Raw genomic sequence first — 25,543 nt, 5'->3', positions numbered from 1 at the left:
CGGGCTCGTCATGCGGCGTTCTCCCACGTTGTTCCCCATCGTTTCTCTGAGTCAGTGTGCCAAGCTGCCATGACGTTGCCGGCCGGCAACGGAATGGCAATCGTGAGCTCACCTTACGCTCAGGGCCTCCGTCAGGGTCCTGCCATTGACGTAGATTTCAGCGCGCGACGCACCGCTGGCCGCGACGATTGTCTGGGTCAGTTGAGCCTGGATGCGAGGAATGTCGCACACGCCTCCGGGCCGCAGAGATCCGCTGAGGTTCACTACCACGGTGGACCCGCTCATGTAGCCCGAGAGATAGCGCAGCGAGGAGCCAGCCAGTGCGTCGTAAAGGGCCGCATTGCTGTCCACCGGAATGCCGGCCTCCAAGAGCCGTCCGAGGGCGACGCTCAAGGGGTCCCCGGGCACGGCCACGCCGCGGACAGGAACCAGGCTGTCGTTGCAGCCGAACCGCACGCCGCGGGAGCCGCCGTCGTCGATTGCCACGTAGTAGACCGCGGGACCGGAGGTATCCACTGTCACCACCGTGCCGGTTTCGGAAGGCTCCGGAGCGCTGGTCCCCGGTTCGGGGGAAGGCGCGACGGCGGTGCGCGCCTGCGTGGGGACCGCCTCGGAGGGAGCCGGGCTGGCGGAGGGCGCGGCACTGGGTGCAGAGACTATGGGTGCCGGGTAAGAAGAAGCGGAGGCCGGCGTGGAAGTGGGCGAGGGGTCGGCGATGGACGGAGTGCCTTGGGCGGAAGGTGTCGGGGCGGCAGACGTGGAAAGAGGCGAAGCGGCCGGTGGGCTGACGAAAACGGTCGGCAAAGGAGCCGCGCTTCCGGCTTCGGTTCCCATGGGACTGCCGGTGCCACCAGGTCCGGCAGTGCAGCCAACCAGCCCCAATCCGAAGACGAGGCAGGCAGCTGCGATCGTCGTCGTGCCCTTGATTCCCCGTCCGGCATGCATGACAGCCCCGCGCTCCTGTCCGTCCACCTGTATCTCCAACGTTAGGACGGGTTGGCCCCGGACAACATCCCGCTAGGGTGACGGTTCGGACAAGAGTTGATCACGCCGGGACCGTCAGACGGCCAGCAAGCTGCCGGGTACGCGAATGCCCCCGCCCCGCGGAAAGCGGAACGGGGGCATGGGCGGCGAAATGGCTAGGCTGCTGCTTCTTCGTCCTGGACGGCGGTCAGCGGCTCAAAGATGGCCTTGATCTGCTCTACGACCTCGGCGTCGTCCTTCGGGTGCAGTTCAGCGAAGCGGATCATGGAACCCGGAACTGCCAGCTTGACGTCTTCGAGGACCTTGGCGCCGGCAATGCCGGCAGCCTTGCGGGCCTCGTCCTGGGCCCACACGCCACCGAACTGGCCAAAGGCGGTACCGACGACGGCGGTCGGCTTGCCGGAGAGGGCGCCGGCGCCGAATGGGCGGGACAGCCAGTCGATGGCGTTCTTCAGCGATGCAGGCATGGTGCCGTTGTGCTCGGGGGTGACCAAGAGGATGGTGTCGGCATCGGCTGCTGCGGCGCGGAGGGCGGCGGCTTCGGCGGGGACCTGGCCTTCGACGTCGATGTCCTCGTTGTAGAACGGGATGGTGCCCAGTGAACCGTGGATCTGGACGTCAACGTTCTCCGGAGCGTTCAGCTGGATGGCCTCGGCGAGCTTCTTGTTGTGGGAATCGGCGCGAAGGCTGCCGACGAGGGTAAGAACGGTGCTCTTGGACATGGTGTCTCCTTGTGTCTGGCCGGTAGTAGTGCCGGCCGTTCGATGTCTTGGCTTTGTGGCCTTCATCGATACTAAACGGACTATGGTCCGCTTTCTATTCCCGGGGTCTAGAATATTTCTGTGAGCTCGATCCCCATGAGGCCGGACGTGCCCCTAGGCGCGCCCCATGAGCGCAGTGACGCAGCGAGGAATCGTGAGCGCCTCCTCGTTGCTGCCCGGGATCTTGTGGCCGAGTTCGGCGCCGAGGCGCTGACCATGGACGCGCTCGCCTGCAAAGCGCAGGTGGGCAAGGGAACTGTCTTCCGCAGGTTCGGCAGCAGGGCCGGGCTCATGATGACCCTGCTCAGCGACTCCGAGTCAGAGTTCCAGCGCGGCTTCATGTTCGGGCCGCCGCCGCTGGGGCCCGGTGCTACGCCGAAAGAACGCCTCATTGCTTTTGGCGAGGGGCGGATCTACTTCGTCCTGGAAAACGGCGAACTCCTGAAAGCGGCCGGCGCCGCCACCCGCAACCGCTTTGATGTACCGGCCACCAAGCTTTCGCACCGCCATATGGAAATCCTGCTGCGGGAGGCGGGAATCGCAGACCCGTGGGTCATGGCCATGTCCCTGACCTACGCCCTGGACCCCGAGCGTATTGTGGACGACGTCCGGGTCCGCGGCATTTCGCCTACGCGCCTGAGCGACTCCTGGCGTGAGCTGATCACCCGGCTGCTGCCCGCGGCCTAGCGGCACCCCTTGTGGCGCCCCTTGGTGCCGCCCGGATGCTGCCCGCAGCCTAGCGCCGCCCGGATGCTGCCCGTGCCTGTCGGCGTAGCCCCGCCTGTCGGCGTAGCCCCGCCTGTCGGCGTAGGCCCCGCCTGTCGGCGTAGCCCCGCCCGTCGGAACAGCCCCAGCTGTGCCTCCCACCGTTCTCGCGCCACTGTTAGCGCCCCCATTCCCGTCAATGACGCCGCATTAGTACCTTTGGCGTCCGCATCGTGACGCAGTCTGCACATAACAATCTGGCTGCAAGGCGCGAATCTGGAGGCCAGCTGGCAAAACGTGAAGCAGTTATTGTGGTAGTTTCCTCTTGAATGTGACGCATGCCATACACGGCTGGTGATCACTGAATGGGTGCGGGGGACCCAACAACCCACTGCATCAATTCGTAGCTGACGCCGGCCACAGCCGGGAACCGCGGAAGGACGAGCTTTGAGTTTTGCCACGATTCGGGGCAGCCACCCGACATGCTGAAATATCTGATGAAGCGGTCGGGCATTTACCTGATCATGATCTTCCTGACCACAAGTGCCGGCTACTTCCTGGCCGTCTCATCGCTCAAGCCCGCAGTTCTAGAGCAAGAGAAGATTCCGCGGCCAACCCCTGAACAGGTCAACGCCTCGTTCCGGGGGCTGGGCCTGGACCCGGAGAAAAACGCCTGGGAACGCTACATTGAATGGCTCGGTGGCATCATCACCCGCTGGGACTGGGGACGCAGCCCTAACGGCGCCTTCGTCAACGCCGAGTTCGCCGACCGCGTCTTGGTTTCCACCAGGCTGTTCATCGCCTCGATCATCCTGACCCTGGTCATCGGCGTCGCCCTTGGTGTCTATTCCGCCGCCCGCCAGTACAAGTTCCAGGACCGGGTCATCACGTCCTACAGCTACCTGGTCCACATCCTTCCCGCTCCGATCGCCTACTTCCTGGTGCAGTTGGGCGCGATCAGCATCAATGAAAGCGTTGGGCAGAGGATCTTCTTCGTGACCGGAATTTCGACGCCGGGAATCGAGCCAGGCTGGCCGGCGTTCATTGACCTTGTGGCCCACTACGCCGTGCCCACCTTCGCGATGACCATCTTCGGTTGGGCCGGTTACCAGATCGCCCAGCGCCAGTACCTGTTGGACAACGTCAATGCCGACTTCGTCCGCACGGCACGGGCCAAGGGACTGACCCGGAACCAGGCCATCAGGAAACACGCATTGCGCGTCTCCTTCATTCCGGTGGCCCAGAGCATTGCCTTCACCATTCCGGCGATCTTCACCGGCGGCTTCTTCGCTGAGGCCATCTTCGCCTGGCCCGGCATCGGCCTCTGGAGCATCCAGGCCATCAGCCTCCAGGACGTCAACGTCGCCACCGCAACGCTTGCGTACGGCTCGGTGATCTTCGCGATCGGCGCCATCCTTGCCGACTTCGCCACCACATTGGTCGATCCACGAGTGAGGGTCCAGTAATGACCAACATCATCGATCCCATCGCGGAAATCGACGAGTCCCGGGTGGGCGACCAGGACGTCGTCATCGGGAAGTCCCGCATCATCTTCCGTCGCTTCATGCGGAACCGGACCGCCGTCGCAGGTTTGTTCATCTTCGTGGCGTTGTTCCTCTTCTCGATCTTCGGCGGGTTCCTGACGCAATGGGACAAGGACACCCTTGATCCGTTGAATATCGGCATGCCGCCATCGCCGGACCACCTGCTCGGAACCACGCAGGCCGGCATCGACCTCATGGCGCTCATTGTGGACGGTACCCGGACATCGATCCTGATCGGCCTGATCGTTGGCGGCCTGTCCGTGCTGATCTCCGCTGTGTACGGCTGCACCATGGCCTTCTTCGGGGGCAAGGTGGATGCCACCATGCTGTTCATCCTCGAAGCCCTCATCATGATGCCCGCCATCCTGGTGGTTGCCGTGGCAACCAGCGGCAGCGGAGGCCTCAAGAACCTTCCCAGCTGGCTCCTCCTGGTGGTTGTCCTGCTGTTCTTCAGCTGGATGGGAACCGCCCGCCTGGTGCGCTCGCTTTCCATGTCCCTCATGCAGCGCGACTACGTCAAAGCCGCCAAGTACATGGGTGTCCCTTCCCGCCGCATCGTATGGCGCCACCTGGTTCCCAACATCGGCTCGCTCCTGGTCCTGGACTTCACCCGCGGCATCACCGGTGCCATCCTTGCCGAAGTTGCGTTCTCCTTCATCGGTATCGGAATCAAACTGCCGGACGTCAGCCTCGGTGTCCTCATTGGCCAGGCAACGGGCCAGGTGTCCTCCTTCCCATGGATGTTCTGGGTGCCGCTGACCGTCATGTTCCTGCTGACCGGCTCGCTCGCCATGATGAACGACGGACTCCGTGACGCCTTCGACCCCAGCTCCAGCTCCATTGGGCGGGCCAAGACCAAGACCGCAAAGGCTGGCAAATGAGCACCAACACTTCCCAGACTCCCGCCGAACGGCTCCGCGATGCCGGACTTTATGCCCCCGGCGAAGCAGTCCTCAGCGTCCGCGACCTCAACGTCCGCTTCAACTCCGAGAATGGCGTGGTCCACGCCGTCCGTGGCGTGGATTTCGATCTCATGGCCGGCAAAACCCTGGGCATCGTGGGTGAATCCGGGTCCGGCAAGTCCGTGACCTCCATGGCCATCATGGGCCTCCTGCCCGAGACCGCTGAAATCACCGGCTCCGTCAGGTACAAGGGCAAGGAACTCCTGGGCCTCAGCGACAAGGCCATGTGCAAGCACCGTGGCAGCGATATCGCCATGGTGTTCCAGGACCCGCTGTCCTCACTGACGCCGGTCTACACGGTAGGCACCCAGATCATCGAGGCGCTGACCGTCCACAATCCCACCATGAGCAAGCAGGCCAAAGAAGCCCGCGCCGTCGACCTCTTGCGGATGGTGGGCATCCCCAGTCCCAAAGACCGGCTGAAGGCCTTCCCGCACGAATTTTCCGGCGGCATGCGCCAGCGCGTCATGATCGCCATAGCGATCGCCAACGATCCGCGGGTCCTGATCGCTGATGAACCCACGACGGCGTTGGACGTCACCATCCAGGCGCAGGTGCTCGAAGTCCTGCACACCGCGCAGGAGGAGACCGGCGCCGCCGTCGTGATGATCACCCACGACCTCGGCGTAGTGGCAGGCATGGCGGACGACATCATGGTGATGTATGCGGGCAAACCGGTTGAAACCGGCACTGTGGAGGACATCTACTACAACCCGCGGATGCCCTACACGCTGGGGCTGCTCGGTGCCGTTCCCCGCGTCGACACCGCCACCAGGCAGTCGCTGGTGCCAATCGAAGGAACCCCGCCCAACCTCGCCCTGCCCGTCACCGGATGCTCCTTCGCGGCCCGCTGCCCCATGGTCAGCGACGCCTGCCTGCACGGCGAGCCGGAACTGTTTCCGGTGCCAGGAGTTGAGGGCCAGACTCTGGGACACAAGGCTGCCTGCATCAAGGCGGAGGAACTCTCCGGCAACGCCGACGCGCACAAGATCTTCCACGCGCCGCCCAAGCCGGTTTCAAAGTTCGACGGCGTCCCCCGCGTCGAGCGCGACAAGGTCCTGGAACTCAAGGACGTAAAAAAGCACTTCCCGCTGCTCAAGGGTGCTTTGATCAAGCGACGGATCGGCACGGTCAAGGCCGTGGATGGTCTGAGCTTCGACATCCGCGAAGGCGAGTGCGTCTCGATCGTGGGCGAGTCCGGCTGCGGCAAAACCACCACGCTCCTGGAAATCATGGAGTTCCACCCGGACCAGGTGGGCGAAGTGGTGATCGGCGGCGTCAGCAACAAGGTAGCCACGGACCACAAGACCAAGATGGCCATGCGCAAGGAAATGCAGATGGTCTTCCAGGACCCCACCGGAGCCCTGGACCCGCGCTTCACCGTGTACGAGGTCCTGGCCGAGCCGCTGGAAAACCTGGGCATGCCCAAAGCTGCCATCCGGAAACGCATCATGGAACTCATGAAGCTGGTGGGCTTGCAGCCGGACCACGTGAACCGCTTCCCCAACCAGTTCTCCGGTGGCCAGCGCCAACGCATCGGCATCGCCCGGGCGCTCGCGGTCAACCCGAAGCTGGTGGTTCTGGACGAACCGGTCTCTGCACTGGACGTTTCCGTGCAGGCCGGAGTCATCAACCTGCTGGACAAGCTCCGCGCCGAGTTGGGCCTCAGTTACCTCATGGTGGCCCACGACCTCTCCGTCGTCCGGCACATCTCGGACCGCGTGGCTGTCATGTACCTCGGCAAGATAGTGGAAACCGGCCACGTGGACGACGTCTTCGATAACCCGCGCCACCCCTATACCCGGGCCTTGCTGTCCGCGATTCCGGTGCCGGACCCCCAGCTTGAACGCACCCGTGAACGCATCATCCTGCAGGGTGACCTTCCAAGCCCGCTGGATGCTCCCAAGGGATGCAATTTTGCCACCCGCTGTCCTGTCTTCGCCGCGCTACCTGCCGCGAAGCAGGAGAAGTGCCTTACTCTGGAGCCGCCACTGGCTTCCGAGAAGGAAGGCGCACAGGATTTCGCGTGCTTCTTCCCGGACGGAGAGATAGACGCCGACATGCTGGTGGTGCATGCCTGACGACATATGACGCATTTGAAATGAATCCCTGGTCTCAACTCGCAAATGAATTTCCAGTCGTAAACATGAAGGGCAAACCATGAAGAAATACACGACGATCGGTGGCGTAGCACTCGCAGCAGCGCTCATGCTGACCGCTTGTGGCGGGGGAACGCCGTCGGGTCCGGCCTCACAGAAGGCCGAAGAAAGCGGAGGCGACATCAGCAAGCTGATCAGCGTCAACGCCAAGGAAGCAAAGGATCTTGAGCAGGGTGGCACACTCACCCTGGGCGTGGGCAGCATTGGACCGGACTTCAATGGTTTCTCCAATGTCGGCAACAGCGCGGATACTTCCGCCCTGCTGACACCGGTCAACCCGGCTGCCATCAGCAGCGGCGGCATCGGTGGCTGCTGGAAACTGGACTTCAGCGGCAAGGCCGAGCCCAACAAGGACTTCTGCGAAGAGGTCAAGAGCGAAGTCAAAGATGGCAAGCAGACCATCACCATCAAGGTCAATGACAAAGCCACCTGGAACGATGGCACACCCATCGACGTGAAGACGTTCCAGAACACCTGGAACATGCTGAAGGGCGAGGACAAGGCCATCGACATCGTCACGGCGGGCAACTATGCCTTCGTTGACTCCGTCAAGGCAGGCGCCAATGACAAGGAAGTCATTGTCACCACCACCCAGCCCGTCTACCCGCTGGACTCACTCTTCTTCGGTCTGATCCACCCCTCCAACAACTCCGCGGAGACCTTCAACACCGGTTTTGCGGGCAACATGCACCCCGAGTGGATGGCCGGCCCGTTCAAGGTGGAGAACTACGACACCACCGCCAAGACCGTCACCATGGTTCCGAATGAGAAATGGTGGGGCCAGAAGCCGGTCCTCGAAAAGGTCATCTGGCGCCAGATGGAGCCGAGCGCAACCATCGCTGCTTTCAAGAACGGTGAAATCGACGCAGCCAACGGCCGCACCCTGGGCCGCTACAAGCAGCTCGAAGGTACCACCAACTCTGAGATCCGCCGCGGCCAGCGCCTGTTCGCCGGTGGCTTGAACCTGAACGCCAAGCGCCCGGCCCTCACCGACGTTGCCGTACGCAAGGCGATCTTCACCGCCGTCGACCGCAAGGCCATCCGCGACGTCCGCTTCAACGGCCTGAACTGGTCCGAAGAGAGCTCGGGCTCCATGATGCTCATGCCGTTCTCCGAGTACTACCAGGACAACTACCCCGTGAAGGACACCGGCGCCGAGGCTGCCAAGAAGGTCCTGACCGACGCTGGCTACGCAGCCAACGACAAGGGCATCATGGCGAAGGACGGCGTCCCCGTCTCCTTCAAGATCACCAACTTCGGTGATGACCCCACCGCAGCGGCAACCACCCAGACCCTGCAGAAGCAGCTCCAGGCCGCCGGCATGGATGTTGGCATCGATCAGCGCGGCGACGCTGACTTCGGCAAGGTTGTTGGCTCCCGCGAGTTCGATGTGACCATCTCCGGTTACACCGTGGGCCCGGATGCTACCGACGCTGTGAAGCAGTACTACGACTCCGAGACCAACGAAAACGGCCTCGGCGACGCTGAACTCGACGCTGAAATCAAGCGTCTCTCGTCCATCGCCGATAACGCCGAGCGCAACAAGGCCGCCATGGAGGTAGAGAAGAAGCACATGGAGAAGTACTTCTCCATGGGCGTCGTGATGAACGGTCCGGAGATCCAGTTCGTGCGCAAGGGTCTGGCCAACTACGGCCCGTCCCTGTTCCAGAGCCTCTCCAACGTTCCGGACTGGACCACCATCGGCTGGGAAAAGGGCGCCAAGAAGTAGCCCCTCAGCTGTAAATTCCCAAGAGTAGTTTCCTGAAGGCCGGGAGCTTCCCTGAACCCGTTGATCGGTTCGCGGAGGTTCCCGGCCTTCGCCGTCCCAACCATCTCTCACATCCCCGGGCGTTCACGCGTACGCTCTCGCAGGTCCCCCGGGCGTTCACGCGTACGCTCGCGCAGATCCCCGGGCGTTCACGCGTACGCTCTCTCACCGGTGATAGAGGGTGCGCGTGAAAGGGCTGTTACGTGAGAGAGGATCGGTAGCCTAGGGTCATGACTTCCCAGCCGATCCGTACCGCCGTTGCAGGTTTTGGCCTTTCGGGCAGCGTCTTTCACGCCCCCTTCATCGCCAGTAATCCCGCCTACGAACTATCCGTCATTGCCACCTCGGACGCCGGCAGGCAGGCGAAAGCAAAGGCGCGCTACCCGCAGGCCGCCATCGTCAACACGCCAGGGGACATCCTGGCCCTCGCTGATCAGTTGGATCTGATCGTCCTGGGCACACCGCCCGCAACGCATTTCCCGCTTGCCAAAGCCGCGCTGGAAGCCGGCCTCGACGTCGTCGTCGATAAGCCGTTCACGGTCCGCAGCACCGAGGGCGAGGAACTGATCCGATTGGCCGCACAACTTGGCCGTGTCCTCACCGTGTATCAAAACCGGCGCTGGGACGGCGACTCGCTCACCGTCAGGAAACTGCTCGACGCCGGGACGCTGGGGACAGTGACCCGGTGTGAGGTGGGCATGGAGCGCTGGGCTCCGGAGATCGCCAAAGCCTGGAAAGCCGGTGCTTCGGCGGAAGACGGTGGTGGCGTACTGTTCGACCTCGGCACCCACGTCCTGGACCTGTGCCTGCAGTTTTTTGGTCCCGCCACAGTCACCTACGCGGAAATCCAGGCGCGCCGTCCCCAGGAATCAGCCGACGACGACGTCTTCCTGGCACTCCAGCACCAGTCGGGCGTTATCAGTCACGTCCGCATCAACCTGACCAGCCACTTGCACGGGCCACGCTTCCGGATTCTGGGTACCGAAGGCGGCTTCGTGAAGTTCGGCAGCGACCCGCAGGAACCCTATGTGCTCGGCGGTGGGCTGCCGACGGATGCCGGGTACGGCGTCGAGCCTGCCGAAAACCACGGCACGCTGGAACTGAACGGGCAGCGCACCGCGGTGGCCACGGAGCGTGGCGCTTACCCCGAGTTTTACCGGATTCTGGCGGACAAACTCGACGACGGCGGCTCGGCCTCCGCGCTTCCCTTGCCGGTGGATCCAGCCGACCCGGTTGCTGTCCTGAAACTCATTGAGCAGACACGGTCTCTGGCATAACGTCAGCGCTGGCCACCACTGCGTAAATGGATTTGAGGTCCTGGTTGCCTTCAGTGGGTTGGCAACTGCCGGTCAGCTGGACAATGTCCGCAGCGGCTTCGTGGTGAACCACCGTCACGGCGGTGAATTGTGCCAGGGGTCCGGCCTGCGGGTGCGTGTAGCGGGCTTCGCGTACGTGCCAATCACGGCCATTGATCACCACCGGCTCTGTGCCCAGCAGAACAGCATCGGGCAACGCATCCAGGAATGAGTCCACGGACGCGGCGATGTCGGCGAGCTGGTAGCCGGGCAAGCGGCGTGACACGGAAATCACCACATTTGCTGTGTAGCGGCCTTCCACGGTGGGGGCCATCAGGGCACCCACCGCGTCCGGAACCACCTGGCGTGTCCAACCTGCGGGCGGATCGAGCTTTATTGCGGGGTAGGCGGGAAAAGCCTCGGAGGGGAAAACCTGGTGCGATGTCATGGGAGCCCTTTCGGAGCACTGTCAGTACAGGAAAGCTATTTGCTGAGGAAGTCGACGAACCCGGTCACGGAATCCACAAAGCCGGACGGGCTGATGGTGATCTGGCCCCCGGCTCCCAGGCCAAGCTCCGCGGTGATCTTGGCACCGGCGCCGAGGGTGAGTCCGTCTTCGTCCATGGAAGCTGTGAAGAAGTGGCTTTCGCCGGCTCCGGCAGCGACTGTTGCGTTGAGGGTCAGGGTCTGGCCCAGGACTTCTACGTAGCGGCTTCCGGTCAGTTCCGCTCCGGCGCCTGCGCTGAACGCCGTTCCGGTGGTCTCGCCGCCTTTGACGGTCACCTCTCCTTCGCCGGCACTGGCCCAGGCCCCTGCCCGTATTTCTCCGCCCTGCCCCAGGGAGAACAGGCCGCCTGCGAAGTCGGTCTTGTTATCCATGGTGAGCTTTTGACCGGCAAAGCCCTCACCACCGGCGGAGAACAGGAACGGGCTGCTGGCGTTGGCGTGGGCACTGGCCTCCACTCCCGTCATCATTCGGGTGGTTGAGGTGTTGGTGACCCATCCGTCGAAGAAGTCCGATCGGGTAGTGGTTACGTTCTCTGCGCCTGCGAATGCTTCGCCCGTGGCGTGGGCGTTGGGAAGTCCCAGCCCGAACGGCACGCTGGCCCCGAACTCACCCTCGGCCCGCGCGCCAACAAAGGTTTCGTTGGTGACAGTGGTTTTGACGGGCCCGAATTCGGACTCCGCCTTCCAGGTCATGTCCCCTCCAGTGGAAGCCTCTCCGGAACCTCCCACCTCGATCCCGCCCGGACCAAGCGAGCCGTGCGTTTCGCCCTTTGCCTGGCTGTCGAAGGAGCCACTGCCTTCCACGGTGACAGGGCCGTAGCTGGTGGGATCAAAAGTGAACCCAAGCCCGTCTGGAGTAAACCTGAAAGGACCGTCCGAGGGCCCTCCCTTGGTTGATCCTCCAGCGCCGCCTGTTGAGGCCTGCTCCTGCTGGTCTGCATTGCGCTTGAGGGCGCGGGCGTTGTCCTTGAGGCAAACCGCTGCGGCACTCAACCGGCCGTGGAGGTCGCTCTGCCACCTGCTGCGGAACTGCTCGGCGTCGTTCCCGCGCCAATACGTTCCGTTCTGAATCATTGCGGTGAGTTGCCGTTGAAGATCCGTGATCTTCTCTGCCTCAGCATCCATCACGGCCGATAGACGACGGAGGTCTCCGACATCTGCGCCAACCAATCCCTGTCCCATTAGGTACCCAGTCCCATCACGTATCCCCTGAGCGTAGTGACATACAAATGCCAGGAAACCAACGGCCCAAGCATTTTCCTGAGCATAGTTGGCTGCAGCCGGCCCGGCCATGGGGACATCTAGCCAGTGTGGACAACTGAGCGGGACGCCGCGCGCTGACAATCAGTTTCTGACAAGGCGTAACCTCGCCGCACCCAAGAACGATGTAAGGGGAGTGCGGGCCACACCCGCGCGCTGATCATCCGGCAGCGACCCAACCGCTGCCGGGGCAATCCCAAGTATTTTGTCGGAGGGTTTTATGTCCTTGTTCACTGTCCTCGCCACCAGCAAAGTCGCCGCGGGCGTCCTGGCCGCCGGAGCTGTAGCTGCCGGTGGAACCGGTGTAGCTGCCTTCAACGGTGCGCTTCCCACCGGAATCCAGCAGACCGCACATGACCTCGTTGGCGCGCCCGCTCCAGTTGACGGCAAGGCCGCTGAAGCAGCTGAGACCGCCCGGACCGCCACCACCAAGGCGACTGACGCCGTCGGGGCCGCGCAGGCAAAGGCGACAAAAGCCGCCGAAGCCGGCCAGGCAAAGGCTGCCGACGCTGTTTCCGCTGCGAACGCCACTGCCAACGAGGCCACATCGCCGGAGACTTTCGGACTGTGCACCGCGTTCCTCAACGGCGGCCTGAACTCTGATGCAAAGGTCCCGGGCTTCGAGTCCCTGACCATTGCTGCTGGCGGGGAAGCGAAAGTGGAGGCGCACTGCGAAGCAGTAGTTGACGCCGGCAAGGCCGCTAATGCGAAGGCGAACGGTTCGGCCCAGGCAGACGCCGACGCCGATGCTTCCGTGACGTCGGTACTCCCGTCAAGGCCGGCGGTACCGGCCGTCCCCGCCAAGCCTGCAGTGCCTGCGACGCCGGACGTGCCGGCCACCCCCGCAGTCCCGGCAAAGCCTGCTGCTCCGGGTCTCCCGTCGCAGGTTCCGAGCGACGTTCCGGCGGCACCGGGCGCGCCCCTCGATTCTGTCCGCTAAACGCGCAGCGGCTACGGTTTAACGGCGGGGTTCCTTGGCTTAGGGCAAGGAACCCCGCCCTCGTAACGCGGGATGGAGGCGTCCACGGGTGCTTGACCCTTTGGCTGACGAATATTTGCAGGCGGATCATGATGACCCCGCGCTGCTCTTTACGGCTGCCTACAACAGCTTCTCCGGGCCGGTCTTCGGCTATCTCCGGGCCCGCGGCGTGGATGATCCCGAAGCCGTTACCCAGGACGTGTTCCTGGCCTTGTATCCAAAGCTTGAAACCCTCCACGGCGGGCTTGAGGGTGCCAAGACGCTGCTGTTCTCCATCGCCCACGCCCGGATGGTGGACCACTACCGCAAACGCGAACGGACGCCTGACTCCACACCTTACGAGTCGGAACTGGATTCGCGGTGTGCGCCGTCGGCGGAAGAGCAAGCCTTCGGACGGGCCTCCGGTTTGGGTGTCACGGAACTCCTGAACGACCTCGCGGACGACTACCGGGAGGTCTTGGCCCTACGCGTCATCGCCGACCTGTCCGTGGAACAAACAGCGGACATCATGGGTAAATCCCAAGGCGCCGTGAAGCAGTTGCAGCGCCGGGCCTTGGGCGCACTAAAGAAACGTGCACAACGAACGAACGGCACATCATGAGCGAACACTTTCCGCCGCGCGGACCCAGACACCAGCAGGCAGCACACCAGCAGGCCGTAGACCGCCTGCTGTCCGACTCCGGTTTGGACGGCGAGGCCGAACTCCGGACAGAACTCCTGGAACTCCGTTCGCTGGCGGACACTGTCCCTGCGCCGTCCGAGGCTGTTCGTGCGCTCATGGTCAGCGGCCAGGTTGCAGCCACCCAGGAAATCACGACGACGGATGGCCCCGTTGCGTCGTCGGGCTCGCCGACGACGGTACTCGCCACGGTTGAAGACCCGGCCCGTGTGGCTGACCCGGCGCCTGCGTCCGATCCGGCGCCTGCCTTCGACCCCCCTGCCGACGAACTTGCTGCGCGGCGGCGGACAAAGCGACGCGCTGCTGTCGCAAGTCTTGTTGTTGTGGTGTCCGTGGCCGGTGGTGCTACTGCTGCGGCCGCGTCCGACGGCGGAATTCCGGGTACCTTCCAGCATCTGGGCGCAGCCATAGGCACCGTTGTCTCACAGCTCGCGCCTGGTCCCGGCAATGCTCCAAAGCAGGATGGCCCGACCGGTGCCACCCCGGCCCCGACTGTTGAGGAAAAGCCTGCAATTCCCGACCGGAACCAGCCCGCCCCGGCACCTGCTTCCCCGAATTCCGGCGGCAACCCCGTCCCGGATTCCCATCAGCCGCCCCGTGGGGGAGCATCGCCTCAACAACCCAAGGACCCGTTACCCCACGAACCTGGGAACGGCGGCATCCCCACGCCGGTCGTCCCCGTAACACCGCCGGGGATCGACCCCTCGGGGATTGATCCGGCCAAGCTCCGACCCTCGGACATCCCTGTGACTGTTCCTACCCATGTGGTTCCCTCGCCGCCGGCCAACCCCGGCATCCCCGCGAAGTGACAGTTAATGCCAATGTTTGACGGAAACATTGGCATTAACTGCCACATTGGCGCGGGTTAAACCACGACGGCGGGGTGCGGCTTCGTGTGGAAGCCTCACCCCGCCGTCGTGCTTGGCGGTTCAGGTTACGCGGTAACCAGGCTGTGCCAGTCGTTGACGAGGGGCAGGTTGTGCGCCTCGGAAACGGAGTGGTGTGCCACGTGGCCTGCGGCGATGTTGAGGCCGGCGGCGAGTGCGGGGTCGCGGTCGAAGGCTGCCTTGACGCCCAGGTTGGCCAGTGCCACGGCGTAGCGCAGGGTGACGTTGGTCAGTGCGTACGTGGAGGTGTTCGGCACGGCACCGGGCATGTTGGCAACGCAGTAGAAGATCGAGTTGTGGACCTTGTACGTCGGTTCCTGGTGCGTGGTGGGGTGCGTGTCCTCGAAGCAGCCGCCCTGGTCTACGGCGATGTCCACCAGGACCGAGCCGGGCTTCATGCGGGCGACGAGCTCGTTGGTGACCAGCTTGGGTGCCTTGGCGCCCGGGATCAGGACGGAGCCGATCACGAGATCTGCGTCGATAACCGACTTCTCGATCTCGTAGGCGTTGGAGGCAACGGTCTTCAGGCGGCCCTGGTAGAGGGCGTCGAGTTCGCGCAGCCGGTTGATGTTGATGTCCATGATGGTGACATCGGCACCGAGGCCCAAGGCCATGGCGGCGGCGTTGGTTCCGGCAACACCTGCGCCGAGGACAACAACCTTGGCCGGACGGACGCCCGGTACGCCGCCCAGGAGGACGCCCTTGCCGCCGGCGGGAGCCATGAGCGAGGAAGCGCCGACCACGACGGACAAGCGGCCTGCTACCTCGGACATCGGGGCGAGCAGGGGCAGGGTGCGGCCTTCCTGCACGGTTTCGTAGGCGATGGCCGTGACGCCGGAGTTGATGAGCTCTGCGGTGAGCTCGGGCTCTGCGGCGAGGTGCAGGTAGGTGAAGAGGATGAGGCCCTTGCGGAAGCGGTGGTATTCGGCCGCGATGGGTTCCTTGACCTTCATGACCATGTCCGCACGGCCCCAGACGTCGTCGGCCTCGTTGACGATTTCAGCGCCGGCGATGGAGTATTCCTCGTCGGTGATGCCCGAGCCGAGGCCTGCGCCGCGTTCAACCAGAACAGTGTGTCCGTGCGTGCGGAATTCGTGGACACCTGCGGCCGTGATGGCTACGCGGAATTCGTTGTTCTTGATTTCTTTGGGGACGCCGATGATCATCTGTGGGCTCCATCGTTAGCGGCCTCTTCGGCCGAAAAATGTGTTGCGGGCTGTGATTCCAGAATAAATCCGGCTGTGAGGCAGGCGACATGGGCTCCAAGGAGGGCGCAAGTAAAACTCCCGGAAATTCAAGGATCTGGTCTGTCGCAGCTCGACATTTGTCGAGCCCTGAAGCGTCAGGTGTCGCCTGCTGTTGGTACGCTTCAGTGATGCAGCAAGACGTGGAACAGATCGTCGAGCGGGTGGCGTTGAAGCTGGGCCGCGGCCTCTCCCTCGAGGACCTCGACGGCGTCCTCCTCGCCTACAGCTCCAACCAATCCCACGCCGACCGCGTCCGCGTGAACTTCCTGTTGAGCAAACGCGTCCCCGGCGACGTCAGCCTCTGGCAACTGTCCCACGGCATCGCCACCGCTGTGCGTCCCGTAGTGGTTCCCGCAAACGAGGAACTGGGGATGTTGGGCCGGGTCTGCGTCCCGCTCCTGGTGCGCGGATTCCGCGTGGGCTACTTGTGGGTCCAGCTGGACCTTGAAGAGCAAAGCGCGACGGCGATACTCGCCGAGTTGCCCGGCGTGCGTGACGAGCTGGACCTGTTGGCGGGGTTGCTCCTTGATTCCAACACGGCAGAGTCGGAGTTCCGGCGCAGGCGTGAACAGGAGTTCCTGGCGGCTTGCAGCGGTGAATCGAATGCCGTGGCTGCCGTGGCCGGGTGGAAGGAAATCCAGGGCCGGGGTCCGTGGCAACTGGTGACCATCCTGGACGCGGAAGGTGCGAGGTCCGACGTCGATCCTCTCGCCGCGACCCTGACCCACCGTTCGGCCGCCCTGCAGTCCACCATCGGTGTCAACGCCGCGTTGTTCAGCGCAGGAACCGAAACGCATTCAGTGGTGCTGTTCCGCGAGTCCGGTGGCCGGGCGGACCATGCGCAGGTGCTGGTGCACTACCAACTGGAACTCGCCAAACGCGCAGGACGGACTGTGGACCGCGTGATCCTGGGCATCAGCGAGCCGTTCCAAGTGATACGTCAACTGGCGGGGGCGTACCGGCAATCGAAGGTTGCGGCGCAGGCGGCAGCTGTGGACAAGCCTCTCGGCGAGCTCGTGGACAGCCGGAACGTGGGTGTCTACCAGCTTTTCGACCGGCTCCTGGCGCCCGGCGGCTGGGACGACACCGGCTCAGTGCACTTCCGGACCCTGGAGGACCAGGACAAGAACGGCGAACTCCTGCCCGTGCTGGAGCTCTTGTATGACAGCGATGGCTCAGTGCAGGACGTCGCGGCCAAACTTCACCTGCACAGGAGCAGCATCTACAACAGGCTGGGACGGATCCGCCAGCTGATCGGTGCTGACCCACTCAGCGGCTCGATCCGCCTCGAACTGCACGCCGCCTTGAAAGCCCGCCGATGGGCCGGCCGGCCAAGGATCTGAGCACTGAACGGGGCACTGAGCGCTGAACAAGGCACTGAACGCGATTGAGGCAGGCCCCCAATGTGGGTGCCTGCCTCAATGAACTGCGCTAAACCGTGCCCGTTACGAGCGCCTCAAGCGCTGGCAGCTCCAACGGCCCAACCGACGCCGGAACGTGGCCGTGCGGCTGCTGCTGCAGTACCGGCTGTGCCATCCGGCGTGGGTGGTGATGCGGGGCAGGCGCGTGCTCATTTGAGGGCGTCCTTTGCTGCGTCAAGGATCTCGTCGAGCGCAGACTGCGTGGGCGCCGGCGTGGACGCGCCGGGCTTGCCCGTTGGCTTGGGCTTGGAGGTCTGGGTAGGGGTTGGTGTTGGCGTGGGCGTCGAGGTAGCCGGAGGGGTGGTGGGTGCCGGGGTGGTCGGCGCAGGCGTGGCCGGCGGCGTAGTGATGGTGTCCGATGGCACGTCGGACGGTGCCGGTGCAGGCGCCGAGGGCGTGGGTACCTGACTGGTGCCCGGTGCCGCAGCGATGGTCGCCGGCACTGCGGATGGGACCCAGACGGGGTCAGCCAAGGAAACCTTAGGCGTGGGAACGGACGACGGCGACACTGGCGCAGGTGCCTCCGGAACCGTGGCCGGTTGGCCGGCCGCTGACGTCGCAGCAGCTGAGGCAGACGGAGAAGATGCCCTGGAGTAGGAAGCACTGGGGGCTGGTGATGCGGAACCCGAATTCCTGTCGGCACCGCTGGCTTCCTGGGCGGGCGCCTCCTGGCCGAAGAACGGCAACTCAAGGGCCTGCCCCACAGTGCCGGCCGTCAGGACCAGGCCGAGCGCGCCTGCCACTACGGCCATACGCTGGCTCATGTGCTTGACCGAAGCCGCCTTCTGCAGGACTGCCTGGGGCTCCCGGCCAAGCGGGGACCCGCCCAGCCCTGATCGTGAACCCTGCCCGGAGCGTGAACCCTGCCCGGAGCGTGAACCAGTGGTGACGCCGGACTGTTCCCTAACGTCCTTTCGGCTTGCCAGGGAAGCCGATGCCGTGGCTGCCGCAGCAACCCGCGCCGGGGATGTGGCGCGAGCCTGCAGAGCAGGTGCAGCCGAGACGGGTACAGGCACTGTGTGGGATTCGGGGGTGGCTTCAGGCGCCGGATCTGCGGACACCAGGGGAATGGCGGCTGTGGCCGGCTCCGGTGTGGTGGGCAGGGGGTTTGCCGGCTGCTTGGGAGCCTGGACGATCGGAATGGCGGCCGTCGGAGGCCCGGGCGTGGTGGATACGCGGGCTTCTGCTTGCGCGGCCCGTTCCCGCTCGGCTGCACGCGCAGCCGCCCGAGTTGTGGGCGTTGCGATGGTGGGGGCCGCCGCAGCGGTGGCGCCCGGCGTCGTGCCTGAAATTTCGGGTGCGGCAGTCCCGGGCGTGCCGGAATCCGGCTGCAGGCTGATATCGGCTCCGCTGGGTTGGGCCCGACGGCGTCCGGTTGGCTTGGTGCGCTCGCCGTCAATTCGGGCGCGGCGCGGCTGATCCATGGTTGGGGACATGGTGGTTGCCTCTCAACGCCTTCGAGGTTAGCTGTCGGGTTCGGACGAGGCCGTCCGGCCGCAGTAGCGGCTTCACCCCAAGGACTTGGAAAAGTCCGGGAACTTGTGGGTCCCCCGCCTCTGCCGCGGGTCTGGCGGATTCCGGAGTGCGGCAGAGCTCGGCGTCATTCCGGAAGCGGCCCAGCGGAGATACGGGTCGCCCTACGACGGTACATGAGCAGGAAAGTAAAGTCACATTAATATAACGGCCGGTAGGTCTCTGCCGGCGGGAGGGCCTTAGCCCTTAGGCTTCGGGGCCGGAGCGGGCGCCGGGAGTTCGTGCTGGATCCTTTGGATCTGGTGGGCCTGGTGCGTTTCCGGTCGGAAGATCTCGTCGGCGATTCCCAGCATCCCGTCGGCTGCGGCACGCCTGACACCCCGGCGGTTCTGCCGGGAAACCCAGTACCAAGCCATGGCCAGGAGGGCGGGAACTCCAAGTACGGCCGCCAACACGGCCAAGATATCCATCGCCTAAGACTAGCTTCGGCGTGCACCGGCAGGTAGACATTGTTTATGGACCTGCCCGTGATGCCACCCGTCTCGCCCATGCTTGCCAAATCCGTCCCCGCCATCCCGGACGTTGGGCACTACGAGCCCAAATGGGACGGCTTCAGGACCATCGTCTTCAAGGACGGGGATGAAATCGTCCTGGGCAGCCGCAACGAGAAGCCCATGACCCGCTATTTCCCTGAACTGGTGGAAGCCCTGCGGAAGAACCTCCCGGACAAATGCGTGATCGACGGCGAGATTGTCCTGATCGAGGGCAACCGGCTTGAGTTCGAGGTCCTGCAGCAACGGATCCATCCCGCGGACAGCCGGGTGAGGATGCTGGCCGAAAAGACTCCGGCGTCGATGGTTGCGTTCGACATCCTTTCCCTCGGCGACGACGATCTGATGGGCAGGCCGTTCTCGGAGCGTCGCGCCATCCTTGAGCGTGCGCTCAAGGCAGCAGAGCCGCCCGTTTACGTCACTCCCGCAGTCACGGACCTGGAGCGTGCGCAGGAGTGGTTCGTGCAATTGGAAGGCGCAGGCCTGGATGGCGTGCTGTCCAAGCCGTTGGATGGGACATACCAGCCCAACAAGCGCGTGATGTTCAAGACCAAGCACGAGCGCACCGCCGACTGCGTGGTGGCCGGATTCAGGTGGCATAAGACCGCTAAGGTCGTGGGGTCCATGCTGTTGGGTCTTTATAACGACGGCGGCAAACTCCAGCACGTCGGGGTGGTTGCCTCCTTCCCCATGGCGAGGAGGGAAAGCCTGGTGGCAGAGCTTGAGCCTTACCAGGTGGACCTCAGCGAGCACCCGTGGGGCGAGTGGGCCAGCCAGGGTGAAGGGGTTGCGGGATCCAGGATGCCGGGCGCCCAAAGCCGGTGGAGCGGAGGCAAGGATTTCTCCTTTGTGCCATTGCGTCCCGAACTGGTGATCGAGGTGGCGTACGACTACATGGAGGGGGACAGGTTCCGGCACACCACCCAGTTCCGCAGGTGGCGGCCGGACCGGACCCCCGAAAGCTGCACGTACTCACAGTTGGAAGAGCCGGTTGCGTACGACCTCGGGGAGATCCTGAGGTTGCCGTAGCTGGCCTGCCTGGCCGTCCCGCTTCGACTGCCGTAGCTGGCCTGCGTAGCCGACCTGCCTGGCCGTCCCCTGGTCGTTCAGCCGTGGCAATGCGTTACTCTTCGTGTCCTTGATCGCTGCTCATGCTGCCCTCGGCCGGCGGGGTTTCTCCCGGCGGCACTCCACCGCCGGGTTCCAGGCCGGTGACGTTCCCATCGAGGGGATCGGGGTTGGCAGAGGCGGCGGGATCGTCGTCCTCGTCCTGGCGCATGTCGGGATCCTCGTGGATGCTGTCGGCGTCGGCGGTCGTGTCGAACGGCCCTGTAGCGCCGGTTGCTCCGAAGCCCTGGGTTTCCTCATTTGAGTCTTTATCAGTCACAATCAGCCCTTTCGTAAGCAAACTTACTAATGCGCTTGCTTTGCCAGCCTAGCCGGGAGGAGCGGACTCAACAAGCAGGCCAAAGCCAGGCGCCGGCGTCGTGCGTTAGAGCATCAGCGCTTAGCGGTGCGGCGTTGTGGCGGCGACGAAACTCCGGATGGCGTCGGCCACGGCTTTGGGTCGCATGTGTTGGGCCACATGGCCGACGCCGGGAATCTCCACCAATCGCCCCTGCGCAACTGCCCTGGAAAGCCGGAGCGACCACTCCGGCCCAGCTACGTGGTCGCGGCTTCCCCGCAGGATCAGGACGGGCACCTTGATGCCGGCGAGCCGCTTCTCCGTGGGGTAACCCATCATGACCGGAAGCTCCGTGAGGTACCACCGCGGACCACACTTGAAGTAATCGGAGATCACAATCCAATTGGACGACGCGCTCTCGCGGAGCAGTCCGTCCAGGAAGAGCGCCAAGGACTGCCGGCGAACGTTCTTGTGCCGGGAATCCACCACCGGCCCCATGAGCACCACCTGCCGTGCCTGCTCAGGCGAGTGCAGCGCCGCTTCGATGGCAAACTGCACGCCCATGGAGTGCCCCACCAATACGTAGGAACTGATGCCGCAGGATGCCAAGGCCCCGGCGATGAAGGCGCCGTAGTCCTCCACGGAGAGCTGCCTCCCGGGCTTCGGAGTCCCGGCGAATCCGGGCAGGTCCAGCGAGTACGTGGGTGCATCCGCTGCCAGGACGGTGTGGAGCCGGGCCAAGTACCGGTGCGAAACTCCGATCCCATGGATCAGGATGTATGCGGGCGCGTCGGGACTGGACACGGGTCCGGTGCCTGCATCAAGCCCGGCGCCGGGAGGCGGTGTTCCCTTGGCCCAGAGGATCCGCCCCTTCAGGCCCAAAACCTCGACGTCGGCAGAGAGCAAAGCCTCCACAGTTGCGTGCGTTTTCATCAAGCCTGCCGCTGCAGGAATACCGGAGCGCCGGGGCCGCTGAGCTCGTCCGTCCCGATCGGGCGGCCGGACACGGCAAGCAGCAGGGCTATGGCTGGTCCTTCAACGGCCGGGCCGTCTCCATGATCGAAAGCTGCGTCAGTGGCCACCAGGCGCCAGCCTTCGGTCACTTCCTTGCCTCCGCCCATCTTGGTGCTGGTCCGCGCTTGGTATTCCAGGGCCGTGGCCACGTGCGCCGCCGGGTAATCGCGGCGCAGCCCCAACGGACGCCGAATGTCTTCGCCGTGGACGAATGCTTCCACCAGCCGGGTAGCCAGACCTGCGGGAGGCCCGGAAGTGCGGGAAACCACTGCCTGGAACTGGGCCAACGTGGTGCCGGGGTCAAGGGTCCGTTCGCGCTCAACTCCCACGGCGTTGTCGCGGTCGAAATCCATCCGGGCGGCAATCAGGCGGCGGATGAAGCCCAGTCGGGTGGTCTTGGCGCTGTCGATCACATGCGCCAGGACGTCATGGACGTCCCAGCCGGGGCAAAGGGATGGCGTCTTCCATTGGAAGGGCTGAAGTGGTTCGAGATCCCGGATCAGTGCACGACGTTCCTCGTGCACCACGGGCCACACGTCGGAGGGTGAGGTCAGGGCCATACCGCTATTGAACCCCATGGTCCGGTCTGCAGCTGCCTCTGTCCCCGGCGGTTCCAGGAAGCCGCGGTTCAGGGAAAACCCGGTCCCGGGAGGGCTTTCGGGAATACCGCAGCGCCCTGCCCAGCCCCACGAGGCTCCAGGCAAGGAACAACGCCATGGCTGCCGTGGCTGTCCATGTCACCGGATAACCGAGGAACGGAGAGGACTGGCAGGAATCGAATTCCCCGGTTCCCACCGCTTGGCCGCAGCCTCCGGTGTACATCCAGATCGTCCCGAGGAGCAGGCCGGTCGGAGCGATGAAAAGGAGCCAAGGCCAAGGGCGGTTCCAGGGCCACTCGGAGTACTTTGCGCTTTTCCCCGACGGCACAGGCTATTCCCTGGTGGCGTCGTCGGATTCGCTGGGGTCTGCCGCCGGCTGCGCAGCCTCAGGCGCGGCGGAAGCGTTGGCGGCGTCCCGGCGTCGTGCGATTTTTGATTCCGTCCACATGGCTACTGCCACGAAGACTGTGCAGGCAAACATGAAGGTTGCCACGAAGTTCAATCCCATGGCAGAGCCCAAGGGTGCGGCAAGGGCCATGGCGGCCAACCCGGCCACGATATGCCACCCCTTGAAATTGCCCACCGATCAAGCGTAACCCCGGCTTTAAGGGGTGCTGGTCCGTTGGCTGGGATCGTTGCTTGATCCTTATCACTCCGCAACCATCAGTCGGCGCTGGAGTCGTTCTCCCCGGGCTGGCCGGCTGCTGCTTCGGAGTGTTTCGCCTTCTGCGTTTCCAGCCACGCCATGATGGCCGCCTGCCGGATCCGTCGGTGCGTCCCGCGGTATTCCACGGGGATTTCGCCGCGATCGGTCATATTGCGCAGGTAGGTATGGGAGATGCCGGCGAGCTCCGCGGCTTGCGAAGTGGTGAGCATTTCCTCCACGCTGCTGACGGTCACGGTTTCGCCGCGGCCCAGCCGCGCAAGGAGGTCGACGACGGCGTCCCTCGCCTCATCGGGGAGGCGGTGGACCGTGCCGTCCACGAACACAGTGATGTCGTTGCTGTCCTGGAGGGAGCGCGCCAGGTTCCGGGCGTCGTCGGCGGGGAGCCCTGCTGTGATGCGGGGAGCTATCAATGCCATGGCAGAAGCCTAGCGTGCGTTGCCGCCCATTTCGGGGGTTCCCTGCTGACCATGCCGTGCGCGCGGCATTGCTGGCAGGGAACCATCGAAACGGGCGGCCCAGGGGCAGTAACGAGCCCCGCTACTCCGCGTCCAGGTCCGTCTCCAGGAGCTTCACCAGTGCGTCCAGCGCAGCGTCGGCACCGTCCCCCTCGGCCCGCAGCACCACGACGTCGCCCTTAGCGGCGCCGAGCGTCATGAGCGAAAGGATGCTGGCGGCATCGAGGGCGTCTTCGGCAGGTTCACCCTGCATGGCAATGGTGACTTCCACGGGCTGTTCGCCGGCGGCCTCGGCAAACAAGGCGGCCGGGCGGGCATGCAGTCCGGAGCGGCTGGCGATGGTGGCTGTGCGTTCGGGCATGGTTTCTCCTTCGACGGAAACAAACAAGAGGTTAGAGGCCGAGCTCTTCGAGCACGGGGAGCTTTGCGCGGACCCAATCGCGGGCCTCAAGAGCACTCGGCGCAGACAAAGCGAGCTGCGCGAGTTCCTGCGCCTGCTCCAACGTCACAGTCTTCAGCACAGTCCCGACCGCCGCCAACGAGCGAGCGGTCATGGACAAGGTGGTGACGCCCAAACCGGTAAGAACGACGGCGAGTGCCGGGTCCGCGGCTGCCTCACCACAGACACCAACGGGCTTCGCATCGCCTTCCCGGCCCGTGCTTTCCTGGGAAGCACCTTCAACAGTGAGCTGCACCAGCCGAAGCACGGCCGGCTGCCACGGCGTGTTGAGCTCGGCGAGGGGGCCGAGTTGGCGGTCGGCGGCCATGGCGTATTGCGTGAGGTCATTGGTTCCCAGCGAGGCAAACCCGACTTCCCGCAACACGGTGGCGGCAGTCAGTGCAGCGGAGGGAACTTCCACCATGACGCCGGGCGTCTGGATTCCAGCGGCGGCACACAGCGAGGCGAAACGTCCGGCTTCGGCAGCCGTGGAGATCATGGGGGCCATGACCCACACATCGGCCTCGGATTCCGAAGCAGCCCGGGCTATTGCCTCCAGCTGGCGTTCCAGGACGCCGGGCGTGGTGAAATCGGTGCGATAGCCGCGTACACCCAGTGCAGGGTTGGGTTCGGTGGCATCGGTGAGGAAGGGGAGGGGTTTGTCGGCGCCGGCGTCGAGGGTGCGCAGGACAACCTTCTTACCCGGGAATGCATCGAAAACGGCCTTGTAGGCTGCCGCTTGCTCATCCACTGACGGCTCGGTGTCGCGTTCCAGGAAGCAGAATTCCGTGCGGAACAGGCCCACTCCCTGGGCACCCAAACCGGCTGCGGCTACGGCATCCTTGGCTCCACCGACGTTGGCGAGCAGCGGCACCAGGTGGCCGTCCGCCGTCGTGCCGTTACCGTCGAAGGCTGCAAGGGTTGCGGACGTTTCCGCCCAGGCCGTAGCGGCAGTGCGGTGCTCTTCGGTGGGCGAGACGGCCACGAAGCCTGCCGCGCCGTCCACGTAGATCTCGGTTCCGTCCGCAATGTCATCAACACCGTGCGCCGCAACCACTGCGGGCAGGCCGAGTGAGCGCGCGATGATGGCTGTGTGGGACTGCGGGCCGCCTCCGGAGGTGACCAGTGCCTGAACCACCGCGGGGTTCAGCGTTGCGGTGTCGGCGGGGGCGAGGTCTTCGGCCACCAGGATGAAAGGCGTGTCCGAGGCAGGGATGCCGGGAGCAGGGACGCCGCGGAGTTCGGCCACGATCCGGGCGCGGACATCCAGGACGTCGGTGGCGCGCTCGGCCATGTAGCCACCAAGGTTGTGCAGCATCTCGGAGACCGAGGCGCCGGCTTCCCAGATGGCCCGCTCAGCCGAGGATCCGGCGTTGATGAGCTTGCTGGCCGATTTCAGGAGCATGGTGTCCTTGGCCATGAGCGCGGTGGCCTCGAGGACGGCTTTGCCGTCGCCCGAAGCGCTGTCCGCACGTGCCTTGAGCTCGTCATGGACGGACTGCGCGGCGGCTTTCAAGCCGGCGACGGCGTCCTCCGGACTGACGTCCGCACCCAACCGCTCGCCCGACGGCGGTTCGCTCACCGGCTTGGGCATCTGGCGGACGGAACCAATGATGCGGCCAGGGCTTACCCCTACTCCTTGGAAATTCTGCACTGAATCCTCTGTTCCTGCTTGTTGGTTCAGGCCCGCCGGCGACGGCACCGGGAGCCTCGAAAACTAGCCTACAAAATTCCTTTGTGAGCCACTTCATATAGCAACGCTATAGGTGCTAGGGTAGCGGT

25 protein-coding genes and 1 riboswitch are annotated in these 25,543 nt (G+C 64.5%); of the genes, 11 read left to right on the top strand and 14 right to left on the bottom strand.

What is annotated here, in order from left to right; all coding sequences use genetic code 11:
* Positions 1-108: 108 nt before the first annotated feature.
* Together LDN85_RS20405 and LDN85_RS20400 are read right to left on the bottom strand one after the other, a co-directional pair.
* Positions 109-972 (bottom strand): GerMN domain-containing protein, encoded by an 864-nt coding sequence (locus tag LDN85_RS20405; RefSeq protein WP_223944029.1) that lies wholly within the window; start codon positions 970-972, stop codon positions 109-111.
* 167 nt (positions 973-1,139) lie between these two features.
* Entirely contained in the window at positions 1,140-1,706 is a 567-nt protein-coding gene (locus LDN85_RS20400) for an NADPH-dependent FMN reductase (protein ID WP_026543022.1), read from the bottom strand.
* A gap of 120 nt (positions 1,707-1,826) precedes the next feature.
* On the opposite strand from LDN85_RS20400, the gene LDN85_RS20395 reads away from it, so the two are divergent.
* From LDN85_RS20395 to LDN85_RS20370, 6 genes are all read left to right on the top strand, one after another.
* A complete protein-coding gene (locus LDN85_RS20395; RefSeq protein ID WP_175493479.1) occupies positions 1,827-2,432 on the top strand; it encodes a TetR/AcrR family transcriptional regulator in 606 nt (201 codons plus the stop codon).
* 500 nt (positions 2,433-2,932) lie between these two features.
* The gene (locus LDN85_RS20390) at positions 2,933-3,916 is read left to right on the top strand and encodes an ABC transporter permease (protein ID WP_026543019.1); all 984 of its coding nucleotides are present in this window, start codon (positions 2,933-2,935) and stop codon (positions 3,914-3,916) included.
* Positions 3,916-4,875: an ABC transporter permease gene (locus LDN85_RS20385; RefSeq protein WP_026543018.1), complete on the top strand. Its 960-nt coding sequence runs from the start codon at positions 3,916-3,918 to the stop codon at positions 4,873-4,875. Before LDN85_RS20390 ends, LDN85_RS20385 begins: the two co-directional genes overlap by 1 nt.
* Positions 4,872-7,037, top strand: coding sequence for an ABC transporter ATP-binding protein (locus LDN85_RS20380; protein WP_026548493.1), 2,166 nt, complete (start codon positions 4,872-4,874; stop codon positions 7,035-7,037). Before LDN85_RS20385 ends, LDN85_RS20380 begins: the two co-directional genes overlap by 4 nt.
* A 79-nt stretch (positions 7,038-7,116) precedes the next feature.
* The gene (locus LDN85_RS20375) at positions 7,117-8,844 is read left to right on the top strand and encodes an ABC transporter family substrate-binding protein (protein WP_026543016.1); all 1,728 of its coding nucleotides are present in this window, start codon (positions 7,117-7,119) and stop codon (positions 8,842-8,844) included.
* Between the two features lie 269 nt (positions 8,845-9,113).
* On the top strand, positions 9,114-10,160 hold the full coding sequence (locus tag LDN85_RS20370) for a Gfo/Idh/MocA family oxidoreductase (protein ID WP_223944028.1): 1,047 nt from the start codon (positions 9,114-9,116) through the stop codon (positions 10,158-10,160).
* On the opposite strand, the gene LDN85_RS20365 is transcribed toward LDN85_RS20370, so the two are convergent.
* Together LDN85_RS20365 and LDN85_RS20360 are read right to left on the bottom strand one after the other, a co-directional pair.
* A complete protein-coding gene (locus LDN85_RS20365) occupies positions 10,132-10,626 on the bottom strand; it encodes a hypothetical protein (protein WP_223944026.1) in 495 nt (164 codons plus the stop codon). The two genes, LDN85_RS20370 and LDN85_RS20365, sit on opposite strands and share 29 nt — an antisense overlap.
* Before the next feature lie 35 nt (positions 10,627-10,661).
* Entirely contained in the window at positions 10,662-11,867 is a 1,206-nt protein-coding gene (locus LDN85_RS20360) for a hypothetical protein (protein WP_139183515.1), read from the bottom strand.
* Between the two features lie 298 nt (positions 11,868-12,165).
* On the opposite strand from LDN85_RS20360, the gene LDN85_RS20355 reads away from it, so the two are divergent.
* The 3 genes from LDN85_RS20355 (at position 12,166) to LDN85_RS20345 (ending at position 14,412) form a co-directional block, all read left to right on the top strand.
* Positions 12,166-12,885 (top strand): hypothetical protein, encoded by a 720-nt coding sequence (locus LDN85_RS20355; protein WP_091553244.1) that lies wholly within the window; start codon positions 12,166-12,168, stop codon positions 12,883-12,885.
* An 88-nt stretch (positions 12,886-12,973) separates the two neighbouring features.
* Entirely contained in the window at positions 12,974-13,525 is a 552-nt protein-coding gene (locus LDN85_RS20350) for a sigma-70 family RNA polymerase sigma factor (protein WP_026543011.1), read from the top strand.
* On the top strand, positions 13,522-14,412 hold the full coding sequence (locus LDN85_RS20345) for a hypothetical protein (protein ID WP_223944025.1): 891 nt from the start codon (positions 13,522-13,524) through the stop codon (positions 14,410-14,412). Before LDN85_RS20350 ends, LDN85_RS20345 begins: the two co-directional genes overlap by 4 nt.
* A 125-nt stretch (positions 14,413-14,537) precedes the next feature.
* Here the strand turns inward: LDN85_RS20345 and ald are convergent, their stop codons facing one another.
* On the bottom strand, positions 14,538-15,656 hold the full coding sequence (ald, locus tag LDN85_RS20340) for an alanine dehydrogenase (protein ID WP_026548484.1): 1,119 nt from the start codon (positions 15,654-15,656) through the stop codon (positions 14,538-14,540).
* A gap of 206 nt (positions 15,657-15,862) precedes the next feature.
* Here ald and LDN85_RS20335 point away from each other — a divergent pair, with 206 nt between their 5' ends.
* A complete protein-coding gene (locus LDN85_RS20335) occupies positions 15,863-17,080 on the top strand; it encodes a helix-turn-helix domain-containing protein (protein ID WP_223944023.1) in 1,218 nt (405 codons plus the stop codon).
* 227 nt (positions 17,081-17,307) lie between these two features.
* On the opposite strand, the gene LDN85_RS20330 is transcribed toward LDN85_RS20335, so the two are convergent.
* Positions 17,308-18,594 (bottom strand): hypothetical protein, encoded by a 1,287-nt coding sequence (locus tag LDN85_RS20330; RefSeq protein WP_223944020.1) that lies wholly within the window; start codon positions 18,592-18,594, stop codon positions 17,308-17,310.
* A gap of 2 nt (positions 18,595-18,596) precedes the next feature.
* Positions 18,597-18,741, bottom strand: a riboswitch (cyclic di-AMP (ydaO/yuaA leader).
* Between the two features lie 129 nt (positions 18,742-18,870).
* Entirely contained in the window at positions 18,871-19,101 is a 231-nt protein-coding gene (locus LDN85_RS20325) for a hypothetical protein (protein ID WP_223944018.1), read from the bottom strand.
* Between the two features lie 45 nt (positions 19,102-19,146).
* On the opposite strand from LDN85_RS20325, the gene LDN85_RS20320 reads away from it, so the two are divergent.
* On the top strand, positions 19,147-20,211 hold the full coding sequence (locus LDN85_RS20320; protein ID WP_223944016.1) for an ATP-dependent DNA ligase: 1,065 nt from the start codon (positions 19,147-19,149) through the stop codon (positions 20,209-20,211).
* A 94-nt stretch (positions 20,212-20,305) separates the two neighbouring features.
* On the opposite strand, the gene LDN85_RS20315 is transcribed toward LDN85_RS20320, so the two are convergent.
* The 7 genes from LDN85_RS20315 to ptsP all read right to left on the bottom strand — a co-directional run bounded on the left by LDN85_RS20315 (position 20,306) and on the right by ptsP (position 25,415).
* Positions 20,306-20,569 carry a DUF6480 family protein gene (locus LDN85_RS20315; RefSeq protein WP_026543004.1) on the bottom strand — a complete coding sequence of 88 codons (264 nt, stop codon included), beginning with the start codon at positions 20,567-20,569 and terminating at the stop codon, positions 20,306-20,308.
* Positions 20,570-20,689: 120 nt separating this feature from the next.
* The gene (locus LDN85_RS20310) at positions 20,690-21,520 is read right to left on the bottom strand and encodes an alpha/beta hydrolase (RefSeq protein ID WP_223944015.1); all 831 of its coding nucleotides are present in this window, start codon (positions 21,518-21,520) and stop codon (positions 20,690-20,692) included.
* Positions 21,520-22,179 (bottom strand): maleylpyruvate isomerase family mycothiol-dependent enzyme, encoded by a 660-nt coding sequence (locus tag LDN85_RS20305; protein WP_223944013.1) that lies wholly within the window; start codon positions 22,177-22,179, stop codon positions 21,520-21,522. Before LDN85_RS20305 ends, LDN85_RS20310 begins: the two co-directional genes overlap by 1 nt.
* 352 nt (positions 22,180-22,531) lie before the next feature.
* Complete coding sequence (locus LDN85_RS20300) at positions 22,532-22,783, bottom strand: hypothetical protein (RefSeq protein ID WP_026543000.1); 252 nt, start codon at positions 22,781-22,783, stop codon at positions 22,532-22,534.
* A gap of 80 nt (positions 22,784-22,863) precedes the next feature.
* Positions 22,864-23,283, bottom strand: coding sequence for a helix-turn-helix domain-containing protein (locus tag LDN85_RS20295; protein WP_026542999.1), 420 nt, complete (start codon positions 23,281-23,283; stop codon positions 22,864-22,866).
* A 121-nt stretch (positions 23,284-23,404) separates the two neighbouring features.
* A complete protein-coding gene (locus tag LDN85_RS20290; protein ID WP_026542998.1) occupies positions 23,405-23,683 on the bottom strand; it encodes an HPr family phosphocarrier protein in 279 nt (92 codons plus the stop codon).
* A 31-nt stretch (positions 23,684-23,714) separates the two neighbouring features.
* Positions 23,715-25,415, bottom strand: coding sequence for a phosphoenolpyruvate--protein phosphotransferase (gene ptsP / locus LDN85_RS20285; RefSeq protein WP_223944012.1), 1,701 nt, complete (start codon positions 25,413-25,415; stop codon positions 23,715-23,717).
* Positions 25,416-25,543 lie beyond the last annotated feature (128 nt).

The sequence above is a fragment of the Arthrobacter sp. StoSoilB20 genome (genome assembly GCF_019977295.1).
Taxonomy (GTDB): domain Bacteria; phylum Actinomycetota; class Actinomycetes; order Actinomycetales; family Micrococcaceae; genus Arthrobacter; species Arthrobacter nicotinovorans_A.
Note: the sequence above shows the minus strand (reverse complement) of the source record. Positions and strands in the feature narration are given on the sequence as shown.